The sequence below is a fragment of the Azospirillum sp. B510 genome, assembly GCF_000010725.1.
GTDB classification, from domain to species: Bacteria; Pseudomonadota; Alphaproteobacteria; order Azospirillales; family Azospirillaceae; genus Azospirillum; species Azospirillum lipoferum_B.
In genome coordinates, this window is sequence record NC_013854.1 from 963338 (window position 1) to 977395 (window position 14058).

Sequence of the window (14058 nt, forward strand, 5' to 3'; positions counted from 1 at the left end):
TGAACTCCGCGCCAAGACGCGGACACGCGAAAAAGACCGGCGCGACTCCATCGCCCGGTGAAAAGCAGTTGCGGTGTCCGAGTCGGTCTTGACCTGAACGGGTTACTGCGTCCGTATGCGCCCCGTCGCCTCGCGAGCGATGACGGGATGGACGATCAACCGGCTCTGGTCGGACGTGCGGGTCTAGCGCTCGCGGTGAAAGGGTGCGTCACCACCCGTGTAACCCCCGTCTCCGGTCTCCACCGGCTGGGCATGAAAAAGCCCCGCATCTCGTATCCGAGTTGCAGGGCTGATTTTCACGCCCCCCTTTCGGGGGCATATCGAAAGAAGCACGAAGTCGTATCCGCGTCAACTATTTCGGGTTGGCGCGGCGCTTTAGCTCCGTTTTGGCTACCGCATATAGGTCTGACATCGTATCCCCAACGGCTACATATAGCCGGTCGCCCAGCTTGATCGAGCGCCACATGCGCCGCTGCTGCTCCTGCCGATCCAGCCCGTCAAGGTCTTCGGTCACGGTCATAGGCACCGGGATCCCGTCTGCACCCAGCACATGGGTGCGGGTGACCGCGCTGGGCAGCCGGTAGACATCACCCACGGCGTCCAGCCCGATCCGCAGAGCGATCTTCGCGCGGCGGAGGATGTTCTGGTTCGTGCTGGCGACAATATCGGTGATCGCCCGGTCCAGCAGCACCACCCCCTCCACCATGGTCCACGGGCTGGTCCCCTCGTAGGAGGGCATGGCTTGGCAGGTTTCGCGGGCAAGGTTCAGCCGGCTACCCGCGTCGATGGCGAAGTCTTCCCATGAGCGGCCCGCGCTATCGTCGACCACCACCGCCTCGTCCTTCGGCTCGCGGGCGCCGGCTACCACCTTGGCGTCCTGCGCCATGCGGTCCCCTGCCTCCCACTGGCGGGTGGTCAACAGATCGCGCTGCCGGATCACACCGAGCGCGGACAGGGCGCGGGCGCGCGTCTTGCCGGCGACCGCCGTCTGCTCCACCACCCGGCCGCGTGCCGCGCGGTGCTGGTTCGGCGTGGTGGAGCCGACGCGCGCCACCTGCTCGGCCTGCACCACCTGCTCGGCGTCCTTCACGCCCTTGGCTTTCGCCAGCAGGATCTCGGTGACCAGTTCGGTCACGTCTTCCACGCCGCCTTCAGCCCGGCGGTAATGGCGGCGGAGGAGCACCCGGCCGCGCTGCTCCACCTCGGCCGTGTAGACGTCGGGGAGGTCCGTCCGGCGCTGGGCCGGCGCGGTCAGCGTGAGGACGACGGGCAGGCTGGCGGGGGCGTCGTCGGCAGGGGCGGGGGTCTTCGTGGCGGGCTTCATGGGGGCACCTTGGTAATCAGGGGCTACTGGAGGGGCTGGGCGGGGCCACCGGTCACAGCAACTCGCGTTGGGGGAAAATCTCTGCGATCAGGTCGGTCGGCGCTTCGCAGCCGCGTTCGTCGGGCTTTGCGCCCCAGGCGGGCAGCCAGACCGATTTGTCGCGCCATTCGGTCAGCCGCAGCCGCCAGACCGGACGGGTAGCCGGCGAGGACCGGCCGAACATCGGCTCCCGCTGGCCGGCCGGAGCCGTTGGTTCGGACAGCGCAAGGCCGCTGCGGGAGGCGGTCAGTTCGGGGAATGGCGCCGAGCGGGCGTCAAGCTGGGCTGCAATCCGGCTGTTGAACCACGCAAGGGAGCCGACCGGCTCTTGCTTCAGCTTCTTGCGGCGGGCTTGGACGCTGATGAACAGGCCCTCGCATAGCGCCAGATCCACACCCTGGTCGATCCAGGCGGCGGCCATTTCCTGATCGGTCTCGGCCGGCCGGCGGCGGGCGTGCTGCGGGCCGAATGCCTCCACCAGGGCAGCGTCGAAAGCGTCGATGATCGCTGTCGGGCTGAGAACCGTCCTATCTCCATTTCCCGCGTCTGCTGTAGCAGCAGAAGCAGCAGCTATAGCAGCTATATTCGGGGCAACGACGTTGAGGGGAGGGGGCAACGACGTTGAGGGGACAGGGCAACCACGTTGAGGGGAGGGGGTAACGGCGTTTGGCCCTCCCCCCAACGTCGTTGAGGGGGTAGGGGGTAAACGTGGTTTAGGGGGTAGGGGTATGACGTTGCTCCCTCCCCCCAACGTCGTTGAGGGGGTAGGGGGTAACGTCGTTAGGGGGGTGCCGGGCGCGCGGCGTGCGGAGAGGGCGTCGAGCATGATCCGGTATTCGCGCGGCCGGTGGGTGCTCTGGTCCTCCAGCGCAACCAACGACAGCACGCCGAGCGTGACCAGTTCCTGAACGGCCTTCCGCGTCGCCACCTCGGACATACCGACGGCGGCGGCCACGGATCCGATGCTCGGATACACGCGGGTGCCATCGTCGGCGGCGTAGCGTGCCAGCCGCAGCAAGACGAATTTCGGCGTGCTTCTGATGTCGGCCGCCCAGACCATATCTTCGACTGGTTGGCTCATGGATCGCTCCTGTGTGTCGGCCGCTCGGCTCTATGCATCGCCGTGCGGGTCCAGGGAGGCGGCGGAGGAAACCGGCAGTTTCTCCAGGATGGTGAGGCTCCGGCGCTTCGTGATCCCGCACGGGCGCCAGCCGGCACGGAGGAAGCAGTTGCCGGGGGGATTGCCCTTCACCTTGCGCGGGTTGACATAGGTGTAGAGGCGTTCTCCCGGCCAGCGCTTCCAGGCCAGTTCTTCAGCGGCGAGAATCAATTCGCTTGCCACCCCAGCCCCTTCGTTGCGGAAGATCGCGCAATTCACGCCCTGTTGCCCGTCGCGGCTCTCGAACTTCCGCCAAGCGAACAGGGCGCGGGCGCACGGCGTCAGCAACACCATCTTGTAGCCCGGCCCGACGTAGAGCTTCGGATCTCTGCCATCGGCGTAGACATAACGGGAATAGTGGCGTTGGAAGAGGGCAAGGCCGGCCGGATCGCCGTCCTTCACCTCGATCCACGTTTCGCCGTGAAGGGCGAAAAGGAGCTGCGGGGCAGGCGGGGGAGCCGGGGCTTTCACCGGCGCACGCCGCGGGCGGGATGGGGCGCTCACTTTCGCCTCCCGTTGCAGCCGCTCGGCCGCATCGGACAGGCAGAGAGAACGCGCCCGGCAGGTGGGGGACTCCACCAGCGCCTCCCGAGAGAGGCGCTGAAGGAACTCCACGCTGAATGTCACGCCCTGCGCTATGTCCAGCGGGACGGGCATCTACACCTCCCCGCCCTTGCCGGGCCGCTGCTCCAGCTTCACGCGATGCACGATCTCCACCTTCTCGGGGATCGACATGGCGATGACGAAGCAACCCACGATGATGGCGCAGCTGATCTGCTGGGCGGGCGGCAGGCCCTGCCAGCCCCACATGCACACCAAGACGAAGCCCCACCCAAGGGCGGTACGGCCCCGCGCCCACAGCCGGCGCAACGCCGCTGTCAGGCGCTGCCAGCGCGTGCGGTGCTGTTCCATGGCGTCAGCCCTCCCCGCCAGCGCTGGGAAGCGTGGGCGGCCATGTGATGGACTCCACGCGCTTCAGCGCATCATCCACTGTCCAGAGGGGCGGCTGCTGGGTATCGGAATGGGGTCTGACGGAGGCGAGCACGCGAGCGAAGACGCCGGCCGCGCTCAGGTCCATCGGCTGCTTCTGAGAGGAGAGCTTCGGGCTTATCACCATGTCCCGCTTCAGCCCCTCCATGAGCTGCCGCAGCAGCGCGGGGGAAGCTCCAGCCGTGGCGTTGCAAAGCTCCTTCAGCCCCGCCGGTGACAGCGAATAGGGCTGGAGGTATCGAACGAGGATCGCCTGCCGGCATTCGTCATCCGGCTCCACGATGTCGAGATGAAGGCCGAAGCGGCGCCAGATCGCCGGATCCACATCGTCGGCCCGGTTCGTTGCCGCCAACATGGTGCCTGGGAACTGGTCGATCTTCTGAAGCAGCGCGATCACGATGGCGTTGCGTTCCTGTCCAGCGCTGCTTTCGGCGGCGCGGCGCTTGGAGCAAACCGAGTCGAACTCGTCCAGGAACAGCACACAGCTATCCGCCTGCTCAATCACGGCGTCGAACAGCGCATTGATGTTCTTCCCCGTCTCACCGAGGTAGCAACTCGTCAGCGAGGCCATATTGACAACCACCAGCGGCAGGCCGAGGCGGGCGGCGAGGTGGTGCGCCAGCGTGGTTTTCCCGCAGCCGGGCGGGCCGAACAGCAAGGCGGAACGCCTGGGCTTGAGGCCCACCGCCTGCAACTCCTTCACGGACCCCAACTCGACGCGCCACTGGTGAACAGCGGCCCGGATCGGCCGGCTGAGGATGGGCGCCTCGGCCTCGCTGGGCATCAACACCTCCGCAAAGCGGCGGATGGCGGTGTTCGGAACAAAGGCTTTGGACATCATCAACCCCGCTTCGAGAAGTCGTCGTCTAAGTGCTGCCAGTCTTCTTCGGCCGGCTCGGCGTCATCGGCCTGCGGCTCGGGCGGCTTGCGCGATCCGGCCCCCTTCCGGCCGCCCTTGCCCTTCTTGTTGGGGGCGGGCGTGGGTTCGGGCGCGGGTGGCTGAAGCTCGGGCGGAATGTCCATCCCGTCGGAGCCGGTGGCTTCGCACCATCCCAACTCCCAATGGGCGCGGTTCGGGTCCGATGCAGCGAAGGGATTGGCCGTCATCGGCACGCCGGCCAGTCCGTCCTCGTGCCCCTTCGCTTTCGCCTCTTCCGGGGTCATCGCCGCCGGCTGGGCAGCGCCGCCCTGGTCCGATCCGGCATCGTCGCTCGAACCGTCGTCATCCGGCTTCGACTGGTCCAGATGGTCCTCCAGGTCCGTTTGATCGGGATCGGCTTCCGCCTCGTCCTTCTTCTTCCCTTTGGGCGGTTTCGGGTTGAGCGGGATATCGCGGTTGGAGCCTTCGCCGTACCCCAACGCTTCCTTGTAAAGATCGAAGATCGCTTCCGCTTCCTGTTGACTGGCCGCGTCTCTCTCGCGCTCGTCCATCCAAGTGATGATCTTTCGCATCACCTTCGTGCTGAAGCCGACCGCCTTTGCCTCGGCGAAAATGGCCTTGATGTCTTCCTGAATAGCCTTGATTTCGGCCCGCAGATTTCTAATGCGGGTAACCAAAGCCCGCAGCCGCTCGGCCGCAGTCCCCCCTACGTCTGACATGACTTCACCTCAGTAATTCTCAGGTTGGGATGCAGCGCCTCCAAGAGGCGCTTCTTCAGCTTGTAGACGTCCGTCAAGTAGCCTTTGGCATCCTCAAGGACGAAAACGCCTTGACTTGTGCGGTAACTGAAATCGCCGATGTATGTGCAGACCAACACGCCGTTGACGTGGAGCGGAAACTTTGGCTGTCGCACCAGTTCCCGGATCAGCCCAAGCCGCTCCCGCTGGCGAAGCACAGACCAGCGGTTGGCCTCCAACGCGCTCGCGAAGCTGATCCCGTCGACCACCGTGCGGCGGGCGCGATACTTGCTTTTCGGCTCCGCCGGCTGCTGGCCGACGCCTGCGGCCCGCAGAAGCCGCTGCTCGCGCTGGGCGATCAAGAACGCCTCGATCTGCCGTTGCGCCGACGGGCCGAGCGACGGCACATGCGACGGCACATGCACGCCCTGCCCCTTGCTGCGACCACCGCGGCGGGCCATCACCACCTCCAGAGGTAAGTCGGGAGGAACGGCATGTGCAGCGCCGCCAGCTTGGCCGCGAGCCGATAGTCCGGCCGCTCGCGGATCCAGTCACGCCACCAAGATTGGCGGCAGTCCATGATCCAGTGCAGCGCTGGACGGCGCCATTCCGGGTGTTCCGACAGCGCGTAGAAGGCGGCCACCTCGATCCGGTCGACGGCCGGGTCGTTGAGGTGCTCCAGCACCGCCGTCAGGGTCCGCGTGATGCGGGCGCCCATTTCCGACGGTTCGTCGCAGTAGCCCGGCCCCGGCCGACTGCCAGCACGAATAACCCCGTCGATCATGGACAGCAGCGCGGGTGCCCGCTGGCGCCAGCCAGGGAGGCCCGACACGCGGGCGCACCAGCTATCCAGCGCCTGGGAGTCAGGCTTCGGCAGGCGGGCCACCAGCGCCGGGTAAACCGGCGGTAGGGCAGCCGGCAGCGGCCGGGGGGTATTCGGGATCCAGTGGTAGCGCACCAGCAGCTCGCCAATGGAAGGCGTGCCGCCGGCCCGTTCGGCGTCTTCGGCGTCCAGCACGAACGCCGCGCGCTTCTCCGCCCCGTAGATGCCATGGTGGAGCGCGGTTGCGGCATGGCTCCACACCAGCCGCTCGCCGCCAGCACCGTCGGGGACGACATCCACCTCCACGTCCGTGCCCCACGGCGTCTCTATGGTGCGGCGGGTTCCGGTCATCGTCCGACCTCCAAGGCAAGCGAGAGGTCGCGGCGCAGAATGGAGGAACCGTCCCTCTCTGCGACGACGGCGAAGCCGAACCGAACCCACGTAAGCGGGCGCTTGCTGGAGACGTAGATCAAAGCATCAGGCATTCCGTCCGCGACCATTCCGAGCGCGGCCACAGCCACCCGAATGACGTCCATCCGGGCTTTGATCAGTTCGGTCCCGACGCCTTTACCGCGGTGCGTCGGCAACGTCGCAGCCGGCCCGAGCAACCAATGTCGGCGGGAGTCCCCCAACGGCCCATAGGCGCCGATCCCGACAACTTCGCCGTCCCGTTCAGCAACGAAAAACCAGCGCCGCTCGTAGCGAAACCGCATCATGGCGTAGAGCGTGCCTTGCGGTAGCCACGGCAGAAGCGGAGCGAATTGCGGCGCCAGTGTCGACGCCTCATCTTGGCGCATCGGGCGGATCATGCCGGCACCTCTTCGGCCTGCTGGGCACGAGCGGCCAGCGCCGCGCGGATCGTCGCCTCCGGCATGGGCGGGCGGGCGCCATCGGTCTCGTACCGATCGAGCAGCCGGAGGAGCTGCATGTCGGACATCAGCCGTGCCTGGTCTTCCCAAGCTGGGTAATCGCCGGGCTGCTCCAGGGCGCGGCGGCACGGGGGAATGTGGCGCCAGCGGGTATCCGAGAAGCCGCGGATGAACACCACCCACGCATAGGAGGTCGCGGTGGATGCTTCTTGCGCCACATAGCCGGCAACCATCGGCAGGCGCTCGGCGAACTGTGCGATCAGGGCGGGCGGGTGCTGCTGGAACAGGTTGAAGCGCTCCAGCGTCTCCATCCAGGTTCCGCGGACCAGCATGGCGCAGCCGTACCGGGCCGATTGCTTTGACCAAGCGGAGCGTTGGATCTTCATTCGGCCCGTTGACATCGCACCAGACGGGCGCCTGAGGCGGCTTCCACTCGGGCGGCGGCAAAGCCGGATCCACATTGTACGGGGGCTGGATCATGCCGCCCTCCGCCGGCCAGCGCCGCGCACCCGGGTCTCGTGCGCCAGCGCAGCGCCGAAGTGGTCGGCGATGATCTGGTTAACCTTCACCACGAGGTCCGGCCGGCGGAACAGCACATGGACGTTGCAGTTCTTGAAGGTGCGGATCAGGAAGTATTCGGTTTCGACGGTGCCGCCGAGCTGCTGGCGGGACACCTCCGACACCATCGCCGCAGCGTCGCCGCAGTGATCCTTGGGTGGCTTCTCGTCCACGATGTGGAAGATGCGGTCCAGGTCCCGCATTTCCTCACGGCTGCCACCATGGTGGTTCCAGCCGCCATACTCGGACAGGGCGCGGTTGAAAATCAGCTTGTCGCCCAGGCGATAGGCCGGGTTGCTGGCGAACTTCCGGTCCAGGCGCATGAACAGGTTGATGACGCCGCGCTTGAAGATGGCATCCGACTCAGCCGTCAGGCGGGCGAAGGTGGCGACGAGGTTGTCGCGCGTCACTTCCGCCGGATCGGTGCGGTTCTGGTCCCTGAACGCCGCAACCTCCTTGGCGTCCATAAGGTTCAGTAGGCCCAGCGCTCCCATGATGTGGTTCCAAACCGCGCCGTCGAGGTTTCGGCGTATTTCTTCGACCACCTTGTCGGTTCGGCCCTGCTCAATATCGTAGCCGCCATTATTCAGCGCGCTTCTGAGGCAGGGGTAATCGGTGCCGCCCACCTCCTTGTGAACTCGCACAGCTTCGGCCAGCATCTGGACGCCACGGGTATAGAGGTCGAGCGCCCGGTTGCGCTTCGCCACGATTTCGTCGGCCGATCCCTTGCGGATCAGCTCGGTTCCCTTCGCCTCGATCATGACCGCGCCCCCTCGGCGGGCAGCCGGTCAATGTTGCAGTGGTGGACCTTGCAGGTCAGCGCGACGACGAACGGGTTTGCATCCCAGGCAGTTGCGCCGTTGATGCTGTTCCATAGGTCGCGGAACCAGCCGCGCGGGTCCATGCCGGAAAGTTCCTCGTAAGTCTGCGCCGGGCACCCTTCGGCGAGCGCGTCCTCCTCGCTGATGTCCTGGAGGCGCTGAACCCGCACATCCTCCACCACCAGGGTCAGACGACTTGCCCACCTGGGCATGTGGATCGAAGGCCGCCAGGGGCCATCTGCGCCGAGCACGTCACCGAGCCAGTGATGCCACGTTGCCCCTGGGCACCGGTCATAGTTGAAGGACGGCCCCCGCCCCTCATCAGGCCCGTCCCATGCATTGATCTCGACAAAATCGGGAGTGGCGGCATAGGCGATCTGCGGGCCGTCGCCGGTCATGCCCGTCTGCCAGTTTTCCCGCACCCACAGCCGGTCGCCGACCGCATAGCGGATCAGGTCGATGTTGCCGGGCTTCAGGAGAAATGACGGCCCGAATACGCCCAAGGCGTCCAGTGCCGCGGGCTTGGTGATGATCCTCCTCGTCTGCGTCTTTCGGCCGGCGAGCAGCGCCTGGATCATCGGCGCGCTGAAAATGATGGGAATGTCACGCGGCATGGGGCACCTCGGTTGTGGCCGGGGGGACCGCTTTGCGGCTCTTGGCGCAGAAGCGAAGGCCGTGCAGGGGGCAGGTGATGATCCCGTCGGCCGGCACGGAACCCAGGCGGAACCCGCGGTGCGGGCAGATCGGGCCGTGGTCGGTGTCGACCATCGCGGCCTCTCCCATGTGCCGGCGCAAGGACAGCACCGGCTCCAGCCCCGCGAACTGGTAGGTGATCGTTGCCGCCACGCACCGGAGGCGGCGGTACTCGATGGGCGGGTGTGGCACCGCGCGCCGCGTCAGCCCGAAGTCGATGGTGCAAAGCGGATAGTTCGTCGCCATGCCCGGACGGATCTCGGTCTTCTTCGCTCCGAAAGTCCGCTGCATCGCGCCCGACCAGAAGCGCGTGTCGATGTGGTAGTGCTCCCACGGGAACCCGAAGTGTTCTGCGTCCGTGTGCTTGGGGCCGAGCACCGGCCAGTGCCCGACCTTGCCGGAAAGCGGGTATTCGATGGTCGGGACGAGGTAGAACCGGCCGACAACCGGCGGCTCCATCAGCTCGTCCACCTTCTGGATTTTCTTCTTCCGGGCCACAGTCAGCCCTCCTGTTCATTGGCCGGCGCGCGGCGACGCGCGGACTCGGCCGCCTGGAGCGTTTTGATCGTCAGGGCGTTGTTGGTGTAGGTGCGCCACAGCTTCGGCATGGTCCGGAGTTCGTCGCCGAAGGTCCGCATGAGGCGGGCATTCTCGGCCTCCAGTTGCTGAATGGAGGCCATCACGCGCCCCCCTTCAGAACCGGAACCCCGTCCCAAAGCTGGCCGTCCAGCAGCCGGCCGGCGGCCTTCTTACCGAGGCGATCCAGCACCCAAGCATCGGAGCCATAGGCCATAAGCCCTGACGTGATCCCGCCATCCGGTTTCACGATGACCGACCGGCGCGCATCAAGCAGATCATCCCGCTCGGCTTGCCGGCGCGGCGCCCACTCCCCCCACTGCTTGAACATGTACGGGATGCCATGGGCGGCGCAGAAATCGCGGGCGGCCCGGTGCCAATCTGGATGGCTCGGCCGCGCACCGTGCCCGCTCTCACCACCAGAAATCAGCCACTTCAGGAACTGCCAACCGGTCCAGTCCACCAGCCCCAAAGCGGGTTCGTAGCTGACGAAGGTGTTCCAGCCGGCGGCGGCGATCCGGAGCATGTGCGGGTGGCGCTCGTTCGCGCGTGCTTGGTCTTCGGCGGTGCAGCCGATCAGCACGTTCGGAAGCGGCCAGGGGAAGGGCGTTTCATCCTCCTCCCAGCGCGATCCCTCACGGTATTCATCGTCAATGTGCTTGCGGACGGAGCCGAACAGCTTCCACACCCGGTCAGGCGTGTTGAGGTACTGCGCTGCCCGTTCTGGCCTCTTGGTCAGCACTTGGAAGGTGTGGCGGCTGCCCAGCGCCATCACGGCGAACAGGCGATCAAGGAACTCGTCGGGCACGGCCTCGTGGAAGACATCGCCCATGCTGGTCAAGAACCAGCGCGCCGGGCGCCGCTTGTTGAGCGGGGCCAGAACATCGGCCTCCGACAGGTTCACCTTGCCGGTCCACTTCCCCCTGCCGCCCGAGCGGGTGGCGAGACCGGCATACTTCGCCATCCCCATAGCCTCCAACCGGGCGGCCATGGGCGCGGCGTAGCAGTTGGCGCACGCGGGGGACTTCGCCGTACACCCGACGATGGGCGTCCAGGTGTGATCGGTCCATTCAATGACGGAGCGTTCAGCCATGGGCCACCCCCGCTCCCTCGTTCGAGGGAAGGGCGGCGAGCGCGGCGGCCAGTTGCAGGCGCATCCGCTCGATGGCGTGCCGCTCCATCATTTCGTCGTGGCTGGCGCCGCTCCACAGCACCTGCTCCTCCGGGTGACGGGTGACGTCGCGGAGGACGTGCGGAGCCGTGAAATCCGGGCCGTAGCTGAAGCCCTGGATGCGGTCGGTCTTGCCGGCCTGGATGGCGGTACGGCACATTTCGTCGGTGATGACCGGCAGGGTGCTCTTGCTCGTCATGGGAATCACTCCGCGGCCTGGGGGGTGGGAAGCTGGCAAGAGGTGTCGACGGCCAGCGCCACGGTGACGGGCTGGACCCAGATCGGATCGGAACTGAGCAGGAAGCTCTCGCCGGCCCAGGCCAACAGCAGGGTCCGGGCGATCACGCCCATCATCGCCTGTGCGGCGTCGGGAGGGACCATGTTGCCGATGTGCTCGCGCCACAGGCTGTCCGAGGCGCCAGCCAACTCCAGGCCCGGCCGGTCGAAGTCGACCAGCGACTGGAGGGCCGCCAGTTCCAAGGTCGTGAAGGGGCGATGCCACGTCCCATCCATGGCGCGGATCACGGCGACGAGCTGCTGGTTCGGGGCGGGCAGTTCCTCCGCCTCGTCACCCGTGGCCGGCCGGGGATCGGCGACGGACCAGCGCCCGTTGTCGTGCTGGCCGGAGCCGGTCACGGCGCCAGCGGTATCCCGCATGTTCAGCACGCCATAGTGACCGCCCGTCACATAGCTTTCGCGACCGTCGCGGAAAGCCTCCGGTCGCGGGTCGGCGACCGCCAAAGCGCCCGAGGTAAAGCCGTGGCTGGAGGACGAACTACCGGTGATGGTCAGAGAGGTCTGGTCGTACCCAATCACCCGCAGCTTGCTGGTATGAGCGCGCGGATTCCAGGAGCAGCGCGGGTCGGCCACAGCCAACCCGCCAGAGGTCGGACCTTGGCCGGCGGATATGGTGGGAGCAGCCTCGCGCGTGCTGACCACCCGGTAGACATTCGCGAACCGAGGCTTGTCCCCATAGCGGGGGTCGGCAATCGAGAACCCGCCCTGGCCCGGCGCCTTGACATTGATGACGGAACCGGTCGACTGACCCCACCGGCGGACGCCATACTGCTGGTAATCGGCATGCCCCTGGCGCATGCGAGGATCGGCGACGCTGAAGGAGCCGGTCATCGGGCGCGCATTGCCGGTGACGGTGCCAGGGGTATCGCCCCAGGCGTTCACGCCGAGGATGCCGTTGTGGCAGGCGCTGAACGTCCGGACGTCCGCCACGGTGAACTTGCCGTTGGAGGGCAGAGACTCACCAGCCACCGTTCCCGTCGCCTCACCCCACTGGCAGACGCCGAGGGCGCCACCGCGAAGCGGGTGTTCCGGCACGAGGCCGTAATCGGTCAGCACCCCATTTGCGACGTTCAGCTTGTTCAGCGAGCGCCAGTCGGACCCGGCCTCCACGAACGCCAGCCGTATCCAGGTCTTCATCTGGAGGCGTGGGACGCGGTGCATCGGCCCGCCCAGCTGATCGCCCGGCAGCGGCAGGCGCTCCAACACCTCGCCCACGCTGCGGAGCGGGCGCTTCGGTGGTTCATAGAGGAAGGGCGGTACCTTGGCGATGTGCCGGGCGACCATGAGGAAGCGCTTGCGGCTCTGGGCCAACCCGCCAATTTCTCCGCAGTCGTGCGCGGTCTCCGCAATGGCATAGCCATAGGCCCGGAGCATCCCGCCGATCCGGTCCAGCAGCCGGCGGGACCGCTGCGCGATGCGCGGCACGTTCTCGAACAGCAGTATCTCGGGCGGATCGTCCGCCCAAGCCTCCATGGTCAGGAAGACCGCGCGGAGAGCCAGCTCGTTGAGAGCCACGTACTTGGGCGCCTCGCTGGTCTTCGTGCTGATCAGGCCGCTGTTGCCCTTGCACGGCGTCGACATGAAGACGACGTGTGGGCGCTCGCCGCCGGCAGCCCGGCGGAAGTCCTCGCCGGTCGCCTCACGCCAGCCGGCCGGCGGCTCCTGGCCATGGAAGGCGACGTACTGCCCTCGGTCGAACAGATCGAGCAGCGTGCCCTTGGTGCCGGTCACCATTTCCAGGCTGGCAAGGGCCACCGGATCGACATCGACACCGCCGATGCACCGCGGCGCGGCCACCATGTTGCCCACGCGGGCACCGCCCCGGTTGAACCCCTTCACACCGCCGCCGATGCCGCAGCAGACATGAAAATGCCGGATCTCGCGAAAATCCATGCTCACGATCAGCCCTCCCGCGAGGCGCCGAGCGCCATGGACAGGGCGGGGGAGGTGGCCGCCAGTTCGGCGAGCATGAACGAGGTCGACGCCTCTTCCGCCTCGCGGCCCTGGCAGTCGTCGCAGACGCCGATGCGCGGATCGAGCAGGGCGGCCTCGCCGCAGCAGGAGCAATTTCCTTCAACAATCATCGGGTCAGCCCTCCACCTTCTCGCCGGCCCGGAGGCGGCGGGAGATTTCGGCGACTCCGAGCGCCGCGCCACGCACCGCGTCACGCTGCGGGGTCCGCGGCTTCCACCACGGGTCAGCCCAGGGCCACAGGTTGCACGGCGTGCCGACCGGGTAGAGGTCGCGCCCTTCCTTGGTGGCGCCCGCGTGGAGCAGGTAGCAGCCACCGGCGGCGGCCAGAGAGCCGTCGATGTGGTGATCGTCATGGGAGGCGCAGAACTGCTCGGCCTTCCGCTGGCGAGCCACTTCGGCGGCCACGGATTGCAGCGCGGTAACGTCTTCGGGGGTCAGCCCCTCGGGGAGGGGCAGCATCATGGTCGACATGGAGTCGGTCTCCAGGGTCAGCGGCGCCCGCTGTTTGCGGCCAGCGCGGCGGGCGCGGTTTCTTCGGGGGGGAGGGCGGCCTGTTCTGCGGCGGCTACAGCGCGGCGCAGTGCGGCGGCATAGGTGGGCGACTCGGCGGCAAGCGTAGCCACCAGCGCGAGCACGTCGGACCAGATCAGGCCGGACGCACACTTCCGGGGCTTGTGCCCGAGCAGCCGCATCATCTCGGCCGCCACGTCACCGACGGTGCGGGGCGTGGTGGTCATGAAGCGGGCGGCCAGCGTACGGGCCTCGGCGGCGGCAAACTCCGCCATGATCTGGGCCGGGAGGCTCATGCTCTGCCGCCCCCCATGTTGCCGGAGGCGGCCCGGTTCAGCTCGGCGAGCACCTTGCCCATGCCATCGGCGATCTTCTGCGTGAGTTGCAGCGCCTCCAGCCGGTGGGCGTTCTCCAGCGCGGACATGCCCAGCACATAGGCCGTCAGCAGAACCACGTTGATGATCCGCTCGGGCTTGATGTCGCCGCAGCGTTCGGTGACCTCCATCAGCGCGGCAACCGGGCCGGCAATGTCCGGGGTCACCCCGCCAGCGCCGAGAATGCGAGCGGCGGCGGCGTCGAACTCGGTCAGGTCGAACGGGGTAACGTCGTTGAGGGGGTAACGTCGTTGAGGGGCCAT

At 67.1% G+C, this 14058-nt stretch carries 21 protein-coding genes; all 21 read right to left on the reverse strand.

The features are described 5' to 3' along the window. Positions 1-352 precede the first annotated feature (352 nt). Complete coding sequence (locus AZL_RS04500; protein ID WP_012973474.1) at positions 353-1324, reverse strand: hypothetical protein; 972 nt, start codon at positions 1322-1324, stop codon at positions 353-355. A 52-nt stretch (positions 1325-1376) separates the two neighbouring features. After that, entirely contained in the window at positions 1377-2444 is a 1068-nt protein-coding gene (locus AZL_RS34010) for a helix-turn-helix domain-containing protein (RefSeq protein ID WP_012973475.1), read from the reverse strand. 30 nt (positions 2445-2474) lie between these two features. After that, positions 2475-3179 carry a hypothetical protein gene (locus tag AZL_RS35260; RefSeq protein ID WP_012973476.1) on the reverse strand — a complete coding sequence of 235 codons (705 nt, stop codon included), beginning with the start codon at positions 3177-3179 and terminating at the stop codon, positions 2475-2477. Then, the gene (locus AZL_RS04515) at positions 3180-3434 is read right to left on the reverse strand and encodes a hypothetical protein (protein WP_042442539.1); all 255 of its coding nucleotides are present in this window, start codon (positions 3432-3434) and stop codon (positions 3180-3182) included. 4 nt (positions 3435-3438) lie between these two features. Next, positions 3439-4353, reverse strand: coding sequence for an AAA family ATPase (locus AZL_RS04520; protein WP_012973477.1), 915 nt, complete (start codon positions 4351-4353; stop codon positions 3439-3441). Beyond that, positions 4353-5111 (reverse strand): DUF2312 domain-containing protein, encoded by a 759-nt coding sequence (locus tag AZL_RS33820; protein ID WP_012973478.1) that lies wholly within the window; start codon positions 5109-5111, stop codon positions 4353-4355. Before AZL_RS33820 ends, AZL_RS04520 begins: the two co-directional genes overlap by 1 nt. After that, positions 5099-5590, reverse strand: a complete 492-nt coding sequence (locus tag AZL_RS04530; protein ID WP_052293625.1) for a DUF1064 domain-containing protein — start codon at positions 5588-5590, stop codon at positions 5099-5101. The genes AZL_RS33820 and AZL_RS04530 overlap by 13 nt, the downstream gene beginning before the upstream one ends. Continuing rightward, positions 5590-6303: a hypothetical protein gene (locus tag AZL_RS04535; protein ID WP_042442541.1), complete on the reverse strand. Its 714-nt coding sequence runs from the start codon at positions 6301-6303 to the stop codon at positions 5590-5592. The genes AZL_RS04530 and AZL_RS04535 overlap by 1 nt, the downstream gene beginning before the upstream one ends. Beyond that, the gene (locus tag AZL_RS36225) at positions 6300-6761 is read right to left on the reverse strand and encodes a GNAT family N-acetyltransferase (protein WP_042442543.1); all 462 of its coding nucleotides are present in this window, start codon (positions 6759-6761) and stop codon (positions 6300-6302) included. The genes AZL_RS04535 and AZL_RS36225 overlap by 4 nt, the downstream gene beginning before the upstream one ends. Next, positions 6758-7153 carry a hypothetical protein gene (locus tag AZL_RS36230; protein ID WP_158305962.1) on the reverse strand — a complete coding sequence of 132 codons (396 nt, stop codon included), beginning with the start codon at positions 7151-7153 and terminating at the stop codon, positions 6758-6760. Before AZL_RS36230 ends, AZL_RS36225 begins: the two co-directional genes overlap by 4 nt. A 144-nt stretch (positions 7154-7297) precedes the next feature. Continuing rightward, a complete protein-coding gene (locus tag AZL_RS04550) occupies positions 7298-8140 on the reverse strand; it encodes a DUF4942 domain-containing protein (protein ID WP_012973482.1) in 843 nt (280 codons plus the stop codon). Further along, on the reverse strand, positions 8137-8814 hold the full coding sequence (locus tag AZL_RS04555; protein ID WP_012973483.1) for a hypothetical protein: 678 nt from the start codon (positions 8812-8814) through the stop codon (positions 8137-8139). The genes AZL_RS04550 and AZL_RS04555 overlap by 4 nt, the downstream gene beginning before the upstream one ends. After that, positions 8804-9391 (reverse strand): Rieske 2Fe-2S domain-containing protein, encoded by a 588-nt coding sequence (locus AZL_RS04560; RefSeq protein WP_012973484.1) that lies wholly within the window; start codon positions 9389-9391, stop codon positions 8804-8806. Before AZL_RS04560 ends, AZL_RS04555 begins: the two co-directional genes overlap by 11 nt. 2 nt (positions 9392-9393) lie before the next feature. After that, positions 9394-9573: a hypothetical protein gene (locus tag AZL_RS04565; RefSeq protein WP_042442545.1), complete on the reverse strand. Its 180-nt coding sequence runs from the start codon at positions 9571-9573 to the stop codon at positions 9394-9396. Beyond that, a complete protein-coding gene (locus AZL_RS04570) occupies positions 9573-10562 on the reverse strand; it encodes a phage Gp37/Gp68 family protein (protein WP_012973485.1) in 990 nt (329 codons plus the stop codon). The genes AZL_RS04565 and AZL_RS04570 overlap by 1 nt, the downstream gene beginning before the upstream one ends. After that, positions 10555-10839 (reverse strand): hypothetical protein, encoded by a 285-nt coding sequence (locus tag AZL_RS04575; RefSeq protein ID WP_042442546.1) that lies wholly within the window; start codon positions 10837-10839, stop codon positions 10555-10557. Before AZL_RS04575 ends, AZL_RS04570 begins: the two co-directional genes overlap by 8 nt. 5 nt (positions 10840-10844) lie before the next feature. Beyond that, a complete protein-coding gene (locus AZL_RS04580; RefSeq protein WP_012973486.1) occupies positions 10845-12830 on the reverse strand; it encodes a DNA cytosine methyltransferase in 1986 nt (661 codons plus the stop codon). Between the two features lie 8 nt (positions 12831-12838). After that, positions 12839-13021, reverse strand: a complete 183-nt coding sequence (locus AZL_RS04585; RefSeq protein ID WP_042442547.1) for a hypothetical protein — start codon at positions 13019-13021, stop codon at positions 12839-12841. A 4-nt stretch (positions 13022-13025) separates the two neighbouring features. Continuing rightward, positions 13026-13382, reverse strand: coding sequence for a hypothetical protein (locus AZL_RS04590; protein WP_052293628.1), 357 nt, complete (start codon positions 13380-13382; stop codon positions 13026-13028). A 17-nt stretch (positions 13383-13399) separates the two neighbouring features. Then, positions 13400-13717, reverse strand: a complete 318-nt coding sequence (locus tag AZL_RS04595; protein ID WP_042442548.1) for a hypothetical protein — start codon at positions 13715-13717, stop codon at positions 13400-13402. After that, positions 13714-14058 (reverse strand): hypothetical protein, encoded by a 345-nt coding sequence (locus AZL_RS04600; RefSeq protein ID WP_012973488.1) that lies wholly within the window; start codon positions 14056-14058, stop codon positions 13714-13716. Before AZL_RS04600 ends, AZL_RS04595 begins: the two co-directional genes overlap by 4 nt.